At 36.4% G+C, this 17,842-nt stretch carries 16 protein-coding genes and 1 other annotated feature; of the genes, 11 read left to right on the forward strand and 5 right to left on the reverse strand.

Annotated features, from left to right (window positions below):
* Nucleotides 1-718: 718 nt before the first annotated feature.
* The 3 genes from ABE41_RS01825 to ABE41_RS01835 all read left to right on the forward strand — a co-directional run bounded on the left by ABE41_RS01825 (nt 719) and on the right by ABE41_RS01835 (nt 4,406).
* On the forward strand, nt 719-2,359 hold the full coding sequence (locus tag ABE41_RS01825) for an SWIM zinc finger family protein (RefSeq protein ID WP_172827320.1): 1,641 nt from the start codon (nt 719-721) through the stop codon (nt 2,357-2,359).
* A 219-nt stretch (nt 2,360-2,578) separates the two neighbouring features.
* Entirely contained in the window at nt 2,579-3,244 is a 666-nt protein-coding gene (locus tag ABE41_RS01830) for a 5-bromo-4-chloroindolyl phosphate hydrolysis family protein (RefSeq protein WP_066285916.1), read from the forward strand.
* Nucleotides 3,231-4,406, forward strand: a complete 1,176-nt coding sequence (locus ABE41_RS01835; RefSeq protein ID WP_066285918.1) for a toxic anion resistance protein — start codon at nt 3,231-3,233, stop codon at nt 4,404-4,406. Before ABE41_RS01830 ends, ABE41_RS01835 begins: the two co-directional genes overlap by 14 nt.
* A gap of 76 nt (nt 4,407-4,482) precedes the next feature.
* On the opposite strand, the gene brnQ is transcribed toward ABE41_RS01835, so the two are convergent.
* Together brnQ and ABE41_RS01845 are read right to left on the reverse strand one after the other, a co-directional pair.
* Nucleotides 4,483-5,817: a branched-chain amino acid transport system II carrier protein gene (brnQ, locus tag ABE41_RS01840; protein ID WP_066285919.1), complete on the reverse strand. Its 1,335-nt coding sequence runs from the start codon at nt 5,815-5,817 to the stop codon at nt 4,483-4,485.
* Nucleotides 5,818-5,867: 50 nt separating this feature from the next.
* Nucleotides 5,868-6,113, reverse strand: a binding site (T-box leader).
* An 82-nt stretch (nt 6,114-6,195) separates the two neighbouring features.
* Nucleotides 6,196-6,729 carry a GNAT family N-acetyltransferase gene (locus ABE41_RS01845; RefSeq protein ID WP_066285921.1) on the reverse strand — a complete coding sequence of 178 codons (534 nt, stop codon included), beginning with the start codon at nt 6,727-6,729 and terminating at the stop codon, nt 6,196-6,198.
* 180 nt (nt 6,730-6,909) lie between these two features.
* On the opposite strand from ABE41_RS01845, the gene ABE41_RS01850 reads away from it, so the two are divergent.
* Together ABE41_RS01850 and ABE41_RS01855 are read left to right on the forward strand one after the other, a co-directional pair.
* Nucleotides 6,910-7,656: a L,D-transpeptidase family protein gene (locus ABE41_RS01850; protein ID WP_066285923.1), complete on the forward strand. Its 747-nt coding sequence runs from the start codon at nt 6,910-6,912 to the stop codon at nt 7,654-7,656.
* Between the two features lie 147 nt (nt 7,657-7,803).
* Nucleotides 7,804-10,611 (forward strand): DEAD/DEAH box helicase, encoded by a 2,808-nt coding sequence (locus tag ABE41_RS01855; RefSeq protein ID WP_066285924.1) that lies wholly within the window; start codon nt 7,804-7,806, stop codon nt 10,609-10,611.
* Between the two features lie 29 nt (nt 10,612-10,640).
* Here the strand turns inward: ABE41_RS01855 and ABE41_RS01860 are convergent, their stop codons facing one another.
* The gene (locus tag ABE41_RS01860; RefSeq protein ID WP_066285926.1) at nt 10,641-11,033 is read right to left on the reverse strand and encodes a (deoxy)nucleoside triphosphate pyrophosphohydrolase; all 393 of its coding nucleotides are present in this window, start codon (nt 11,031-11,033) and stop codon (nt 10,641-10,643) included.
* A 155-nt stretch (nt 11,034-11,188) separates the two neighbouring features.
* Here ABE41_RS01860 and ABE41_RS01865 point away from each other — a divergent pair, with 155 nt between their 5' ends.
* The 3 genes from ABE41_RS01865 to ABE41_RS01875 all read left to right on the forward strand — a co-directional run bounded on the left by ABE41_RS01865 (nt 11,189) and on the right by ABE41_RS01875 (nt 13,514).
* On the forward strand, nt 11,189-11,710 hold the full coding sequence (locus tag ABE41_RS01865; RefSeq protein ID WP_066285928.1) for a sigma-70 family RNA polymerase sigma factor: 522 nt from the start codon (nt 11,189-11,191) through the stop codon (nt 11,708-11,710).
* Entirely contained in the window at nt 11,703-13,016 is a 1,314-nt protein-coding gene (locus tag ABE41_RS01870) for a DUF4179 domain-containing protein (protein WP_066285931.1), read from the forward strand. Before ABE41_RS01865 ends, ABE41_RS01870 begins: the two co-directional genes overlap by 8 nt.
* An 84-nt stretch (nt 13,017-13,100) precedes the next feature.
* Nucleotides 13,101-13,514: a VOC family protein gene (locus tag ABE41_RS01875; RefSeq protein ID WP_066285933.1), complete on the forward strand. Its 414-nt coding sequence runs from the start codon at nt 13,101-13,103 to the stop codon at nt 13,512-13,514.
* A gap of 90 nt (nt 13,515-13,604) precedes the next feature.
* Here ABE41_RS01875 and ABE41_RS01880 read toward each other — a convergent pair whose 3' ends face one another.
* Both ABE41_RS01880 and ABE41_RS01885 read right to left on the reverse strand, forming a co-directional pair.
* Nucleotides 13,605-14,159: a hypothetical protein gene (locus ABE41_RS01880; RefSeq protein ID WP_066285935.1), complete on the reverse strand. Its 555-nt coding sequence runs from the start codon at nt 14,157-14,159 to the stop codon at nt 13,605-13,607.
* A gap of 24 nt (nt 14,160-14,183) precedes the next feature.
* Entirely contained in the window at nt 14,184-15,167 is a 984-nt protein-coding gene (locus ABE41_RS01885) for a hypothetical protein (protein WP_066285937.1), read from the reverse strand.
* Between the two features lie 249 nt (nt 15,168-15,416).
* On the opposite strand from ABE41_RS01885, the gene ABE41_RS01890 reads away from it, so the two are divergent.
* From ABE41_RS01890 to ABE41_RS01900, 3 genes are read left to right on the forward strand one after another with little or no spacing between them, the layout of a single operon-like run.
* Nucleotides 15,417-16,373, forward strand: coding sequence for a heme-dependent oxidative N-demethylase family protein (locus ABE41_RS01890; RefSeq protein ID WP_066285939.1), 957 nt, complete (start codon nt 15,417-15,419; stop codon nt 16,371-16,373).
* A complete protein-coding gene (locus ABE41_RS01895; protein WP_066285941.1) occupies nt 16,370-16,825 on the forward strand; it encodes a dimethylamine monooxygenase subunit DmmA family protein in 456 nt (151 codons plus the stop codon). The genes ABE41_RS01890 and ABE41_RS01895 overlap by 4 nt, the downstream gene beginning before the upstream one ends.
* An 11-nt stretch (nt 16,826-16,836) precedes the next feature.
* Nucleotides 16,837-17,790 (forward strand): PDR/VanB family oxidoreductase, encoded by a 954-nt coding sequence (locus ABE41_RS01900; protein WP_066285943.1) that lies wholly within the window; start codon nt 16,837-16,839, stop codon nt 17,788-17,790.
* Nucleotides 17,791-17,842 lie beyond the last annotated feature (52 nt).

Consider the following 17,842-nt stretch of genomic DNA (forward strand, 5'->3'; position numbering starts at 1 on the left):
AGTTGTGTTTCCTACATGTATAGTATGAGAAGGAGAACGAATAGGTGAAAGCCTAAGAAAAGAGTTTAATAATTAAATTGTTGAAATATGATGAAATAAAAAGAAATTTTACGAAAAAAGAAGTATGACTAACAAAAGTGGAATAAAAGAAGGCCAAACAACATAATATTGATTATTCTGAATATTTGAAATAAATTAAAAATAGGTTAATATGTAGTTAACAAATGAAACACAACCTTTACAAGGAAGGCGTGATTCCAATGACGCAAGTAAGCGAAGCATATTAAATCACATCCAGGTAGAGATCAGCCCGTGAAAACTGATTTCGAGATGTGTGGATATGCGGGAACGCGCAAATACACATTACGGAAAGAGGATGATTCCAATGACGTATGTGAGCGAAGCATGCTAAGATCATGTTGCAGACGGAAATAGCCGGTGAAAACTATTTTCGCAGCGTGTGGGCATGTGGGAAATTACCAGAGTGAAGGAAAAATATTGATCTAATGCAAGGCAATTGATTGAACGGACAATTAATTGAAGTCTAGTTATGGGATGAATAACTAGCATTGTGTATTAGTAAGAAAGGAAAGAAAGTTTAAGTGAATATTGTGAGTGAAAGCTAAAGGCGCTGTTTATGTGATATATACATATTCAGCGTCTTTATTTTGTTCAAGTTCAAACATAAGATACAATGGCTTTAAGAAGGTTTATACAGTTGGAGGAGATTGATTTGCTGCTTTCTAGCATTGAAAAACACATAGATCATACAATACTGAATCGCGGCCTTCAATACTATGAAAGTGGTTACGTAGAAGAGCTTGACGAGATAGTTCCAGGTCGATATGAAGCAACTGTGACTGGAACAGAAGATTATTTTGTGGAAGTTACATTAAAAGAAAATACAATAATGGAGAGCTACTGTAGCTGTCCATATAACTATAGCCATATATGTAAGCACCAGGTTGCTGTCTTTTTTTCTATAAGAGAAAAAACACCGATTGAACAGAAAGTGAAACAAAGTCTGCCCAAAATGCTTAAGGAATTAAAGAAGAATGAACTTATAGACATAATAGTGGATATAACAAATGAAAATACAGATGTAAAAAAGCAGTTATTATATTCTTTAGCCAAGCCTTCTGACGAAATTGAAGAAGCTAAGAAGTTGATTAAAGAATATATTAAAAAAGCTAGAGTACATGGTTTTATTCATTATGAAAAAACAGATTTAGCACTAACTGGCGCCCACCATGTACTAAATAAGGCAAATAATAAAATTAACAACCAAGAATACGAGCTTTCAATAAAGATGAGTATTCTTGTTTTATCAAATATAGTCGACATGATTTTATATTGTGATGATTCAGTAGGAACAGTTGGACAAGTCATACATGAAGCTATATTTACGGTTAAGGATGCTGTACAAGAAGGTGCAGATTCACTATCTGAATCGGAACAAAAAACTATATTGGAATTGATATTAAAAGAAGCGCAAAACAAAAGATATCAAGAAGTGAATGATGAATGGAGTTATGTTCTTATTCAAACGTGTATTCCATTAATCAGAAATGTTGAAAACAGAAAGTTAATAGAGAGTGTACTATTAAACTTGCTTAGACCCTTAACAAGAAATAGCTGGAATTATGAATACATTAAATCTATTCAATTAGAGATAATAGAACAGAATGATAGATATGAAGACGCAGAAAAATTCATTTTGGATAACATCGAAATAAGTGAATTTCGTGAAAGAGCCATTAAGAATTACTTACACCAAGGTTATTACGAAAAAGTCGTAGAGCTCTGTTTAGAAGGAGAAAAGAATGATAAGCCTAGACCAGGGCTAATCATAAAATGGAAAAATCATAGGTATGAGGCATATGAAAAAATGGGAGAAACAATCAAACAAAGTGATCTGGCTATAGAGCTTTTACTTCAAGGGATGCATAAGTATTTTGAAATTATAAAACGCTTAACACCTCCAGAACAGTGGGAAAAACTTTTTCAAGAAATTTTATCGGGATTGAAAAACTCAAGGATATATGTGGACGTTTTGATAGATGAAAACCAAACAGGATTGTTGTTAGATTACTGTAAGCAAAATCCTTATGATGTTGTTAATTTGTATCCCTATCTCATTAAAGAACATTTTAATGAAGTATCTTCTTTATTTAGAGAATACATTAACATAATGGCTGGCAATGTGTCTGATAGACGAGGGTATAAGCGCGTTTGCAAAGAAATAAAGGTATATAAAAAAGCTTGCGGAATGGAAAATGTAGAAGAATTAAAAAATGCACTGAAGGTAAAATATAAACAGCGTCCGGCGTTTGTTGATGAACTGAATAAAATAAAATAAATGAAAACTCACCCCGTATTCACCGAGGTGAGTTTTTTTAAAAAAAATACGCCTCAAGTCTTAGAACACATTACTTCCTGAAGCCATGGTTATTTTAGGAAGGTTTCGATAAGGTAATACTAGAAACATACTATATGTAAACTTTTTTAGGAAAAACGAAACTCTGAAACTTGTACATTCGTATGATTAATAAAGAGTTCATGTCAGGAGTCGATTACAATGAACGGATTTTTAGCTTTTTTTATCCGCATGTTTGTTGCTGTGCCATCCTCTGTAGGGGTGTGGCTGGCGAGTATTATTGCGTATGACCAGACGTATCTCATGTCATCTGGGATCGCCGTGGCGGGTGGAGCTGCCGCATATACAGCAACAGGGCTTCTGCAAAAGCAGCGATTTCTTAGCAGCCATCAACTATCAAGACGAGAATATAAATACATCAGAAAAAATTTAGACGAAGCAAAACCGAAGATCAATCGCCTCCAAAAAGCACTGCTTTCTGTCAGAGACTTGCCAACTTTAAAGCAAAGAGCAGACTTGGTGCGGGTAGTGCGGAAGATTCATAGCTTAATTCAAAAAGAGCCAAAGCGTTTTTACCAGGCTGAGCAATTTTACTTTTCCCATTTGGATTCAGCTGTCGAACTTACGGAGAAATATATGTTTTTAACAGCACAGCCAAGAAAAACGAAAGAACTCACAAAGTCTTTAGTGGAAACAAAACGAACACTTGATGAGCTAAAAGAATACATCGAAAAGGATTTATACCAAGTTTTGTCAAATGATATAGAAGACCTTCATTATGAGATCGATGTGGCGAAGTATTCGATCAAATCTTTGAAAGAATCACAATCTATTAAAAAGGCAGGAGATATACATGAAAGAAAATAATGCACCCCTGTTTAACAATACAGATGAACCAGCAAATCTAATGGATGACTTGCTGGCTAATCCATTCGGTGAGGAGAAAGAATCCAATCTGCAGCCGGGGGAAAATAAACAGATTCGATTAATCGATGTGCTGCCAGAAGAAAACAAAGAAAAAGCTTATCAATTGGCTAAGCAGATCGATCCGACAAACCACCAGACGATGATCACGTACGGAGCACCCGCACAAGCGAAGCTTCATTCTTTTTCTAATACGATGCTTGAACATGTGAAAAAGAAGGATACAGGTCAGATCGGCGAGATCATTGGCGACTTAATGAGAAAGCTCCAAGATGTGAATCCTGAAGAATTAAAGTCTAATAAGCCAACACTGATCGGCCGCATGTTTGGTAAAATCTCAGGTTCTGTTCAAGAAGTGCTTTCCAAGTATCAAAAGACGGGTGCGCAGATTGACCGCATCTCCGTAAAACTGGACGGGAGCAAAAATGTCCTCATGTCTGATATTGTGATGCTTGAGAAATTGTATGAGAACAATAAAGAATACTTCCAGGCGCTGAATGTGTATATTGCAGCAGGTGAGTTGAAGCTTGATGAGCTGAATCAGGTAACGATTCCTGAGATGAGAAAAGTGGCAGAACAAACAAATGATCAGATGAAATTCCAGGAAGTAAATGATATGGTTCAATTTGCGGACCGATTAGATAAACGTGTGCATGATCTGAAGTTGAGCCGTGAAATCACGATTCAAAGTGCGCCGCAAATTCGTCTTATTCAAAACACGAATCAGGCACTTGTTGAAAAAATTCAGTCGTCCATCATGACGGCTATTCCGCTTTGGAAAAACCAAGTGGCGATCGCGCTGACACTGATCAGACAGCGTAATGCAGTAGAGGCTCAAAAGCAGGTTTTCAAAACGACGAATGAACTTTTATTAAAAAATGCAGAGATGCTTAAAACGAATACGATTGAAACAGCTAAAGAAAATGAGCGCGGTTTGATCGATATCGAGACACTGAAGAAAACACAGGAAAACTTACTGTCAACACTTGAAGAAACGCTTCGCATTCAAGAAGAAGGACGTATGAAGCGGCGTCTCGCAGAAGAAGAACTTGCAACGATGGAGATCGGATTGAGACAGAAGCTGCTAGAAATTAAAGGGGAATAATTAAAGAAGGTACTTGCGTTGTGATGAGACAGACGCAAGTACCTTTTTTGTGTGCCAGGGGAAATCATGGTTCAACTCACGAAGCTTTTGCTTCTAACGTATCTAGTTTTGAAGATTTTTTACTGAAGTTGCTGATAACTATTCCAACACCTGTACCGACAAGGGCTGGAAGAATCCATTGTAATCCCATCGAGGATAGTGGAAGGATATCTTTAATAACTTGAACCGGACCTAAACCAATACCAAAAGCAAGTAAACCATCCATCAGGGCAAATACACCTGTAAAAAGAATGGCACTGCCATACACTTTTTTTGGATTTTTGAAGAAACGGTTAAAAAACGTAAGTGCAATTAATACGATTGTTAAAGGATATGCTGTGACTAGAAACGGAACCGACACTTTAAGGATCTGGTTCAGACCAAGATTAGAGAGAGTGAAGCTTACAAGTGTGACAAGCAAAACTACAGTTTTGTAGCTAACATTTGGAATTAGTTTTGAGAAGTATTGGCCACACGCTGCTGTTAGACCAACAACTGTAGTAAAGCAAGCTAATGTAAAAATAAAACCTAGTAAGGCTGTTCCACTTTCCCCTAATAATAGAGTGGAGGCTGCTGAAAGAATATCTGTTCCATTTTCAAAGGAACCGGCGGCTGCCATCTTTCCACCGATTAACCCCAAACTGACATAAACCAGCGCAAGTAATGTCCCGGCAATCAAACCGGCTTTTAATGTATAGGTTGTTAATTTCTTTCGCTCCCGAACGCCTCTTTGTTGGATTGCTGTAAGAATAACAATCCCAAAAGCCAGTGCAGCAAGTGCATCCATTGTGTTATATCCCTCGATGAACCCTGTCGAAAAAGCACCGGATTGATAGTTAGCAGTTGGTGACTGAAGTGGAGCATCTAATTTAACAAATCCTACTGTACATAGTACAACCATCGCTAAGAGCAAGGTTGGCGTAATCCAGCGGCCCATATATTTCTCCATTTTTGATGGATTCAGGCTGATTGCATAAACAAGTGCGAAAAAGATAGCCGTGAATAAAAAAAGAATAAGTGCTGCGTTAGAATTATTGCCCAAGAATGGTTTAAGACCCATTTCATAAGCAACGTTTGCGTTTCTTGGGATGGCCAGGAATGGTCCGATACTTAAATAGATCACCATCATGAAGATGGTGCTGAACAAAGGATGAACACGATTGCCAATGGTTTGAACCCCTCCTTTTACAAGGGAAACGGCAAATAATACGGCAAAAGGAAGTCCAACACCTGTAACGATAAATCCTGCCATAGCAACCCAGTAAGATGATCCGGCTTCAGCTCCCAAAAATGGAGGGAAGATTAGGTTTCCTGCTCCAAAAAACATTGAAAATAACATAAGTCCAATAAAAACGGTGTCCATCTTTTTCATAAGTAATCTCTCCTTTTATTGTTTTTGAACATAAAAAAACTCGCCCCTATAGCAGGGACGAGTTATTGCTCGCGTTACCACCCTAATTCCGCAGCTAAATAAAAAAGCTTGCGGCACTCAGTCAACGTACGATTATACGTGTTCCATTGTAACGGCGGACGACCCGTCAAAGCTTCCATTATCAGCTTTGCATCTCAGAGATGATTTTCGGATAAGGCCTGAACATCAGCTTTCACCAAGCGCTGATTCTCTGGGGAACAGGGTCATATCTTACTCTTTCTCGTCATTGATTTTAATATTAATAGTAAATTTAGCATCATGAAATAAAGAAGTCAATAATAATTTCAGAATTGCTCGAAAAATATTTCAATAGAAAAGCTATAATAGTAGCCCCATAATAATGGTGTTACTAAAATTTCCACTTATAAAATTATCTTTTTTCAGCAAACCTTCCACTTCAAATCCCAACTTCTTATAAAGCTCGATAGCAACTGTATTAGTTTCATTTGTAACAAGGCTTATCTTTTTGGTCACTCCGTTTTGTTTAGCCCATTCAATAAGATAATTCATTAAAATCTTTCCTAATCCTAAGCCAGTATATTTATTAGAAATGACGATTCCAAGTGTGCCAACATGTTTTGTCCTTTCTTTTTGTGAGGAATTAATAGTTGCGATACTGATAATCTCTGAATCAATCAATGCCAAAAGCATGATGGAATTTTGCTCTTTAGAGGTTGCAGTGATGTATTCTTCGTATTCACGCAGATCACGCTTAAATTCGTTCGCTCCAAAGGAAAGAAAATCTGTTTCACCGCCAACCACATTGTAAAAGTCGATCATGTTTTGTGCATCTTCTTTAGTTACTTCTCTTATCGTCACTTCTATATCGTTTTTTAGGATAATGTTCAGCATCTATTTCATCTTCTTTCAATTCAGAATGGTTAAGTTAAATATAACCTACCAGTCTATTCATGGTACAACCCTAATATTCATGATTTTTTTATTAAAATTTTTACAAAAAGGTAATGCGCATCCTGTTCCTTCGCATAGAATATGAGGATTTTACATTTTAGAAGGAATAGGAGAGAAGGAATGAAAACGAAAAAAATAGTCATCGGGTTACTCATGTTTTGTTTTATGTTCTTTTTTGTGCAGCCGGCAAAAGCATCAGCTTCTTCTTTTATCATAATAAATAAATCAACCAATCAGCTGGCGTATTTCGAGAATAATAAATTATCGAAAGTGTTCAAAGTGGCAACGGGTAAGCTGCCGTCCTACACACCAGAAGGCAAATTTAAAATTGTAAACAAGATTACAAACAGGCCGTATTATACCGGTAATATACCAGGTGGAGATCCTCGGAATCCTCTAGGTAACAGATGGCTCGGTTTAAATGCAAGAGGAACTTGGGGAACAACCTATGCGATTCATGGAAACAATAACGCAAATGCCATAGGAAAATACGTAAGTGCAGGCTGTATCCGTATGTACAATAACGATGTGCAATGGCTGTATGCAAGAATTCCTGTGAACACACCTGTAGTAATCACCACTTCAAGCAAGACGTTTCCAGCATTAGCAGCAGCTAATGGTTATAAAATCACAAACGGCTCAACAGTACCAGTATTCTCAATCGTGAACCTGAAAAAAGGCAGCCGCGGTGCTGAAGTCATGGAGCTTCAGCGCAGACTGACTAACTTAGGGTATAGCACAAAAGGAATCGATGGGATCTTCGGGAACAATACAGACGCAGCCGTACGGAAGTTCCAAAAAGCAAAGAAGCTAAAAGTAGATGGAATAGTAGGACCAGCGACTAAAAAGGCGATGGGGATGTTTTAATTAAACAACTGTTTAAAAAAGAGCTCATTTTGAGTTCTTTTTTATGTAGAAATACATATTCACTAGCAAAATGATCTTTTTATTAATTAGTACTTATAGTAGTATTTCTAAGTAACGAAAAGAAAATTATGGTATTAGGGGCTAATTATGGACTTTGAGAAGAAGTTAATCGTTAATTCAGATAAAGAAAATTTACTGGGAGAACTCGTTAGATCTATGAACGAGTGTATCTCGTTTTATTTTAGTGTGGCTTTTGTGAATTTTAGCGGACTTCAGCTTTTGCTTGATCCATTAAAAGAAGCACAAGAAAAGGGCGTAAAAGGAAAGATTATTACTTCAACTTATCTAAACTTTACAGATGCTAAGGCATTAGAAAAAATTAAAGAGTTTGACAACGTTGAATTAAAAGTTTTTGTCACAGATAAAGAAGTTGGATTTCATACTAAAGCCTATATCTTTGAATACCAAGACAGTTACAAAGTTATTATAGGTTCATCAAATATTACTCAAAGTGCACTTAAAAGTAATATTGAATGGAATGTTGAAGTTATTGCTAAAGAGGATGCTGATTTTATAAAAAAGGTATTAAAAGAATACAATTCGTTATGGGAGTTTAGTGCTGAAGCTAACGAGGATTTTATTCAAGATTATGAAGCATTCTTAAAGAGTATTAAGAAAACATCTTCACAACAGGTAATATATGAAAATAAAGGCTATATTGTACCTAATCGGATGCAGAAACGAGCAATAGAGAATTTAGAGAGACTCCGACATTTTGATGAGAAAAAAGCTCTCGTCATTGCTGCTACAGGAACGGGTAAAACGTACATGTCAGCTTTTGATGTAAAACGTTATAAACCTAGTAAATTACTATTCATCGTACATAGAGAAGAAATTCTTAAAAAAGCTAAAGAAACATTTGAAATACTTTTACCTAATGAAGGTCTTACTTTTGGTTTATTAACAGGTAATTACAAACAGAAAAATGTAGATTATGTTTTCGCTACAATACAAACCCTATCAAAATGCTACCAAGAATTTGATAGAAATGAATTTGAATATCTAATTATTGATGAAGCTCACCACGCTACCAGTCCATCCTATCGAGAAGTCTTAAATTATTTTGATCCTAAATTCACCTTGGGAATGACTGCAACACCTGAGAGAAGTGATAGTGGTAATGTATTTGATCTTTTTGATAATAACGTAGCATTAGAAGTGAGGTTGCATGAGGCTTTAGAGGATGAACTTGTAATTCCTTTTCATTACTTTGGAATCACTGATATTGAAAGCGTTGATCTTAGTGATGTTCATATTGATGACATAGCTGAAATCACTAAAAGATTAAAAGTAAACGAGCGTGTAGATTTCATAATAGAAAAAATGGACTTTTATGGTCATGATGGCGATAAGAGAAAGTGTTTAGGATTTTGTGCAAGTGTAGAACATGCGCAATATATGGCGGCTGAGTTTAATAAAAGAGGATACAACTGTGTTTGTTTATTTGGGGATCATTCTCCTCATCAACGAGAAATGTATATTAATAGATTAGAAGATGACACAGATGAATTAGAATTTATCTTCACCGTTGATATCTTTAATGAGGGTGTAGATATTCCCTCTGTTAACTCTGTTCTAATGTTAAGACCTACTAACTCTCCTATTGTTTTTATTCAACAATTAGGAAGGGGACTTAGAAAACATGCTAACAAAAGCTTTCTTACAGTGTTAGATTTCATAGGCAACCATAACAAAACTTTCTTAATAGCTTTGGCTCTAAACGGAAGTCGTTATTACGATAAAGAGAGTTTAAAGATTGCTATAGTCACTGGTTTTGCTAATATTCCAGGCTGTACCCATATACAGATGGATAAAATATCCCAAGAAAGAATACTAGAGCAAATCGACAAAGAAAATTTTAACTCTATGAAATATCTAAAAGAAGAATACTTCGAATTTAAGAAATTAAATCAAGGACATATCCCTTATTTATTGGTCGATTACCTTAAATACGATGGAGCACCTAATCCTATCAAATTTATAAACAGAGAAAAATCCTATTTGCAATTTGTAGCTAAAGTAGAGAAAGATGAAAAGCTAAAAAGACTTTTGTTAGATGATAATTTTGAGGCTACTTTAAAAGAGTTATCTAGCCACCTTCCACTTAAGAGAGTTTATGAGTTTGTCATTATAAATTATTTATTAGATCATGAGGAAATTAATGTTCAGAAGGCAAAGAATGAAATTTTAAAGTTGATTAAAAATGTAGATGAAGATAGTATTCTACATGCTTTTGAATGTCTAGATCAGAAATACTACGACAGTGGTCAAAAGAAAAGTAAGCCGCGATTATTTGTTTTAGAAGAAGGTAAACTGACTAAAACAGAACTTTTTAAGAGAGTTCTAGAAAATCTTGAATATAAAAAGTTTGTAGAAGATATCGTGACTTATGGAATCTTTAGATATGAAAAAGAATACAAAGAAGAATACTATGGTGTTCCGCATTTTAAACTATATGAGCAATATCAGATGATGGATGCTGCTTTTCTTTCCAACTACAGAAAAACTCATAGCTCCTTTAGAGGATCGGGCTTACTGGCAAATGGTAAAGAATACTTTTTGTTTATTGACTTACACAAAGAAGAAGATATTAAAGAGAGTATAAATTATCAGGATAAGTTCTTGAGTGAAAAGTACTTCCAATGGCAATCTGTAAATAGCACTACGCAGCAATCTGAAAGAGGACAAAATATTATCCATAACAAGCAAAGAGGTGTTAATTTGCATCTGTTTGTGCGGAAGTTTGGAAAACTTGATGGAAAAACGGAGCCTTTTATTTATATTGGTAAAGGAAATTCAGTTGCTTTTGAAGGAGAAAAGCCCATAACCGTAAAAATTGAACTTGAGAACGAAGTGCCAGCTAGTTTATATAACGAATTTACAATAAAAGTGTAGACTCCTCATTTTGAAGAGTCTACACTTTTTTATTCGTTTATTAATTGCTCTACAGCAGGAATGTCTGCAGGAGCCCATTTTAATGCGGAAAGATTCTCTCTTTTTAACCAGATTAATTTAGAATGTTCACTGGCTTCAGGAAAACCTTCAGTTATTTTGCACTTAATAGCGATCAAATTGATGATAAAGGTCTCATATTCATGAGTATGCTCATTAAAGAGCTCCATGGTTTCAATTGAACAACCTAACTCTTCTTTAATTTCTCTTTTGAGGGCAGTAAATAAATCTTCACCTTGCTCTACTTTTCCGCCTGGAAACTCCCACATATTTGGGATTAGCATGTCAGGAGATCTTAGAGCACATAATATTTCTTTGTTTTCATTTTCAATAATAGCAGCAACTACTTTAACAAGCTTCTTCAATTTAATCCTCCATTGTTTTAATTCTCTTGATCATCATATCATTTTTTTAGAAACCGCTAAATTCTGATTACATAAGAGAAATTTTTTATTTATTTTGTAAAACTTTTTTCACATTCCAGGGTCTAATATATAAGTAGAGGTTAGGAGGCGAGAAGTTGGATACAGAACAGTTAGTTAAAAAAGCGATTAAAGGGAACGATGATGCTTTTTTGCAGCTCATTCAAACATACAAAGTCGATTTATATAAAACCGCGCTCTCCTTTTTACGGAATGAGGAGGAAGCGCTTGAAGCGATACAGGAAGTAACCTATCGAGCTTATAAAGGAATTCGAAAATTAAAAGAGGTTTCTTATTTCAAAACTTGGCTCATTCGAATCATGATCAACTACTGTAACGATCAGCTTAAAAAACAAAAGCGAGTCGTTATAAATGAAGAGGTACTGAAATCCATAGGGGTGTCAGAGAATCATTCTGAGTTGGAACTTAAAGACGTGATGCTTGGCCTGGACGACCGTTCGCGTGAGATTCTCACGTTAAAATACTTTCATGATTTGAAAATAAAAGATATTGCCGAGACGATGCAGTGTCCAGAAGGTACGGTGAAGACTTGGCTGAACAAGGCGTTGAAAGCACTAAGGGAAAAACTTGAGGAGAAAGGAGGTAATCTGAATGTATAAAAGAGAAGAAGAACAACTGAACGACTTTAAGAAGGAGTATGACAACATTCCTGTATCACTTGATAAATTAGATCACGCAATAATGGGAGGATTTAATAAAGCTAAATTAGAAGAACGGAACTCTTCTCGGAAAAAGAAAAGGATCTATAGTTTTATAGCAGCAGCTCTTTTACTCATCGGATTATTTTCATCGATTCGAATTTCTTCTGTGTTTGCTAGTTACATTTCAGAGATACCGGGTATGGAAAAGATCGTTGAACTCATCCGGGATGATAAAGGGAGATTAGCTGCATTAGAAAATAAATATTATCAAGAACAAGGTGTATCAGATAAAAATGGAGACTTAACCGTTACAATAGACGGAACGATCGCAGACGAAAAAGGGATTGTTATTTTCTATACAATTGAATCGGAAGAACAGTTAAAAGATATCATGTTCGACAACGTAAAGATTAGAGCTAAAGACGAAACCGTATTGGATGAAGCATTTATTTCGTTCGGTGATGCTCATTCTTCAGAAAAAGGAGAAGATACGTTTAGCGGCGAAATCGAATATTTCTTCGAAGTCCCTATTGAACCCAAAGAATATATAGTTGAACTTAAGATAAAAGAAAAATCATTTTCCATTCCATTCACTCTCAAAGAATTTAAAGAAAAAAAGGAATATGCTATTCATCAAACAATGGAACTCGAGGGTCAAAAGATTAATGTTGAGAAAGTAACCATATATCCGTTAAGAGCAGCGGTGGAATTAAAAATGGATTCTTCAAATAAAAAGCAAATTCTTCAGCTAGATGATCTCCGTCTTGTAGATGAATATAACGAAGTATGGGGTAAGATTACAAATGGAGTTACTGCATCTGGTGATAAAGACTCAGATCAAGAAATCTATCTCCAAAGCAACTATTTTAAAGAACCGAAAGAATTATATTTGGTTTTAAATAGTGCTCAAGCCATCGACAAAGACAATGCAGTAGTTGTGGTAGATACAGAAAAGCTAGCCATACTAAAGCAACCTGCTGGAAATAAACTTAATAATGTAAGAAAAGAATATGGTCAGTTAGTTTTTGATCTTCATGTAAAGAAAAGTTCTAACTATTCAGGAATGGGTTTTGGTAAGATAACTGATGCACAAGGTAATGAGGTCAAATCGCATGCACAATCTATGAGTGCTGATGAAGAATCAAATATAAGAATGGTAGGAATTGAATTGCCTGAACTGAGGACAGAACAAAATCCAATCACCATTGAACTCGATTTTTACCCGTTGTGGATTAAAGGTAATGAGAAGATAAGAATTAAATGATTTATATAGAAAAACAAATACCTGTTTTGCGAAAAGCCAGGTTTCAATCTATAATTCTACTCAACAAGAGAAGAGGTGACTGTAATGCGGCTGGATCATACAGGCATTGCCGTAAGAAGAATAGATGAGGCGATTGAATTTTATACAAACGTGCTAGGCGGAAAGCTTACTGAACGTTATACAAGTGAAAAGCCAGGTGTGGAAACACATATCGCTGTGATCGAAATGGAAAACCAGGTCATCGAGCTTCTGGAACCAACGAGCAGGACCTCGCCGATTGAGCGTTTTATCAGGCAGAACGGTAAAGGTGTTCATCATTTGGCGTACGAAGTAGATAACCTGCTTGAGACCATAAAAGATTTTGAAAGCAGAGGCTATACTTTTTTAAAAGACACATACCGGATCAACCCTTTTGGACGCCGACTAATCTATATGAATCCTGTTCATTCGCAAGGGCAGATTATAGAACTGTGTGATTATGTATCATTAGATGAATAAATGGTAATTTTACTTAAAATAAGAAAAGGCCTAGGAAAAATATTCCTAGGCCTCTTTCTTTGAAAAAATGCTGTTCTAATCAAATCAAACCTATTTAAAAGTCCCTGTCGGAACATTAAAGGTCCATCTGGTTTTGTCTTCTGCCTCTAAAGTGAGATCGAATCCATCATAATCTATAACTCTAACTTCTCCATGTTTTGAAGGAGTCTTATATTCTTTTGAATCGACAAACTTTCTTTTTTCACCATCTGTTAGTACAACGACAATACCTTGAGCGGGATCTGACTTAAGAGCTCCAGTCTCAACGGTTACCCCGCGGGCATTCATTTCCTGATGGTTAACCGGACTGACCCAGCCATTCGTGAACCGAATACGTTGATCATTTACTTGGTCTTCTATTTTTTTGATGATTTGAGGTGTTACGGTACGGTCTTTTTGGATAACAAGTGGACCATCATTCGTGTTATTTTTTGTAATACTGTCGTTTTTTGCTTTAATTTTATTTTTGTCTTTTCGTTCCTGGATCTCCTGTTTTTCTTTTGGCAAAGCGCCATATTCTGTATTAGAAGCAGAAACATGATAATAGCTAATTCCCGCACAAGATAGTACTCCTACAGTTAGAAATGCGATCCAAATTTTATTCATTTCCTTCACTCCTTTACCTATATATTAGTGCCACTGAATATCCGTTGATAGAATAGGAAATTTAGTTGATTCAGCTGTAATGGAATCACTGTTTAGCTCATTGATTAACTGTGTCCAGCCCTGGCTGGGTGTATTGTCAAGTTCCCAATGACAGCCAACATCTTGGCAGGCTCCGGCTTGGGTTAAGGAAGCTCCAAATTTCATCTGGTTGTTTTGTGAAACAGCGGAGTACTTGTTGATGTTTTGCCACTGTTCTGCCATATCTCCGCTATTATCATAAATTTGTGGAAGTGGCCATGCTGGAGATGCTCCCCATGAAATGTAATAAATATCGTTATAGGTCCATCCGTTATTACAAGAATAATTAGTTGTTCCGGTGTTCGTGTTTGTATGGTAGCATCCGTCAGCACTTCCATAATTGTAAAGAGAATAGCTATTAACTGCATCATAACCTTTTACCCAGTCTCTCGTGCTGACCGTATCATCATAGCCAGGCTCCATATCATTCCCGCCATCCACTTCTACTTGGTCAGAATAGGAGTTTGCTGTGTTATGGGCATTGATGGCATCTATCATATTTGCAAAGTTTCGGCCGCCTTCATTTGTTACGGTATACGAATTATTCGTTCCAACGATCACTTGAACAGTCGAATAGTTATCAGATCCCGTTCCTTTCCAATAACCTCGGGAATAGGCTTGTACCGCATTTTTTACTTGATCGAGAGTGGCATCAGGCATTCCTCTAAGTGAAACAGTAGTGGGTGAAGGCTGGCCACCAAAGTCAAGAATGACGATGCTTTGCTGTGTCCCAGCTTTACTAAAATCTGCACGTCCTTTTTGGTAGCCCATTTCATAAAGAGTGACGGTATCAATCGTGTCCATGTAATAGCTTGAGCTTGAAGTCGGAGGCGAGGCGGCTTCAATGCTCTTAGCTGGAAAGAACAGTGATATCAATCCAAACCATAAGAATATTTTCGGTGTGCAATGACGTAAACCAAATTTTTTCATTTTTGTCTCCTTTTTATTTTATGATGACAGACAGTTTTTTCTAAAATTCAGAATTTAATAAAAGTGTTCGTAATAGAATATTTATTTCATGGGCATAAAATGTTTTATTAATCTTTTTTACAAGTAATTAATACTAACAACATAAATTATGTGGTGATAAATGAATTGCGTTTTTCATAATTTCCTAGTCTTTCATATCTAAAATCTATACAATTAAAGTTATAAGAATATTCTGTAAAGGGTGAAGACATGAAGTGGATTGATAATCTAGAGAGCTTTCCTTATCCATTTAAAGGTTCAACCTACCGCTACTCCAATAACTCTATACCTATGAAGACGCCACTTTGTGTTGAAGTCACCCCAGATTATAAAGAAGAGATGCAATTAAAGCGTACTCTTTTGAATCATCATGCTGAACGCTGCTATCAATCACTACCACACACCATTACTGGACAGTGGGAGATTGTTGAGCTGGTGATTGATCATCTTGCTGCTCAGTATCCAGATCAGTTTTCGGTAGAAAAAAATGGTTCAAAATGGACATTTAACAATAAAATTTTAGAAGAAAAGCAGGAGTTCACGTTTGGCGGTGAATCAACATTGCCTGAGGAGCCTTTAGCTTTTATAAGCAGGCACGTGCAAGAGGATTTGATACTTATGATGCAGCGGGACGGTGATCTGTATCTCGATGCAGGTCAGCTTTGTTTTCCTGCTAACTGGTCGCTTGCGTTTAACTTAGGCATGAAGTTTAAGAGCATTCACCACCCAATTCCCGGATTTAAAGAAGAAGGACTGGATGATCGAATTCTGCAATTCCTTATGAGGCTTGAAGTTGGCAACCCATGGGAGAGGAAAAACTGGTCGCTGATGGCTGGAGACAGGCTGGACACTTCTCTTGAGACATTTGATCAGTGGGGGAAACTTCGTAAACAGGTGACAAAAGAGAATGCAGGAGAGCTTGTTCATATTCGTGTAGAAGTGCAGAAGCTGTTCAGATTGCCTCGAACGAACAGTATTCTTTTTACGATTCACACTCATTTGCTTTCTCTTGAAAATCTAGTTTCTAACCGGGAATGGTTGAAGCAGTTTCATGACATTCTATCAGAACTTCCACCGCATATAACCGATTACAAAGGGATTTCTCTTTATAAAAATGAGGTTCTAAAATATTTAAGTGAACAGCTAGAAAGCGGGAAAGTTGTATGACCGAAGCAGTTTTTGTTCCTGGTAAAAGAAAGTATGTGTTCTGTAGCGATCTAGAGGGCATGAAGCTTTTATTCAATGTAATAGAACAGGTAAAAGAAGAAGGACGACCTTATGAAATATTTAAAATTGAAGAAAACCAAGATTGTTTGGAGCTAGGCGAATTGTTAAAGAAGCAAAAAATGGGGACGCACCTCTATGTAGCATTACCTTATGCGGAACTGGAGAAAGTTAGAAAGACTGCTGAAGAAATAGGTTTTACTGAGGAAGAAACGCAATACATCGGGTATGGGAAAAAAGTGAAGAGAATTTTTTGCTGCCGTTGTCATGGTATGAATGAAACGGCTGATGTTCAAGCTGATATTCTTTGTAGCCAATGCGGTTTAGAACTATCGATATCCGATCATTACTCAGTTTTTCATAATGCCTTCTTAGGATATGTGTCAAAACTTTAGGAGTGGGTGTTTTGTATAAAGAGAAAACGATTCCGGTTTATGTTAAAGCGATTGAGCAGGAAACTGAATTTATAAGGAGGTTTACATTGGCTTCAGTTAATGAAGAATTGCTCCCTAAGTTTTCAGGCGGGGCTCATATTTCTACATATATTGAAGATGGAGAATTGCTTGTCAGACAATACTCTTTAACTAGTAATCCCGATGATACTAAACATTATCAAATTGCTGTCAGGTTAAGTGATACTTCAAGAGGAGGTTCACGATATTGGCATGAAAAAATGAAAGTCGGCGATCAACTCCAAATCAGCTATCCAAAGAATCATTTTCCACTTAGCTTTAAAGCGAAGCATCATGTTTTTTATGCAGCAGGAATTGGAATTACCCCATTTTTATCAATGATGAATGAACTTCAATCCAGAGGTTCTTCATTCGAACTTCACTATGCTTCTAAAACGGAGGAAGCTTGTGCATTCTATGAATTTCTTCAGGAGCATTATCCAAAACAATGCCGCTTTTATTTTTCTAATAAAAAGCAGCGGATAGATTCATCTTCCTTAGAAGAACACGCTATTGGAACTCACGTTTATTTTTGTGGTCCTGAGTCATTTATCGCTGACTTAACTGAATCAGCGTATCAATTAGGCTATCCGGCATCAGCTGTACATATGGAGCGGTTTACCCCGCCGCAGCCAAAAAACATGGTACCTTTTAAGGTTCAACTAAAAGATGGAACTCTTGTAGAGGTTGCGAGGGATCAAACTTTGCTAGAAGCCCTCCTGAACAAAGGAATAAAAGCACCTTATTCATGCAGAGTCGGCAGGTGCGGTACGTGTGAACTCCGGGTTTTAGAGGGAGAAATTGCACACTATGATTCTTTTTTGAGTGAAGAACAAAAACAAAGCCAATCAAGGATTTTAACTTGTGTTTCACGTGCGAAGTCAGATATGTTGGTGTTGGATGTTTAGTTTTTAAAGGAGTGTCACTGTGTGATCTATATCCAATGTACTAAAAAGTTAT

Origin of the sequence: Fictibacillus arsenicus, from assembly GCF_001642935.1 — a bacterium.
GTDB classification, from domain to species: Bacteria; Bacillota; Bacilli; order Bacillales; family Fictibacillaceae; genus Fictibacillus; species Fictibacillus arsenicus_B.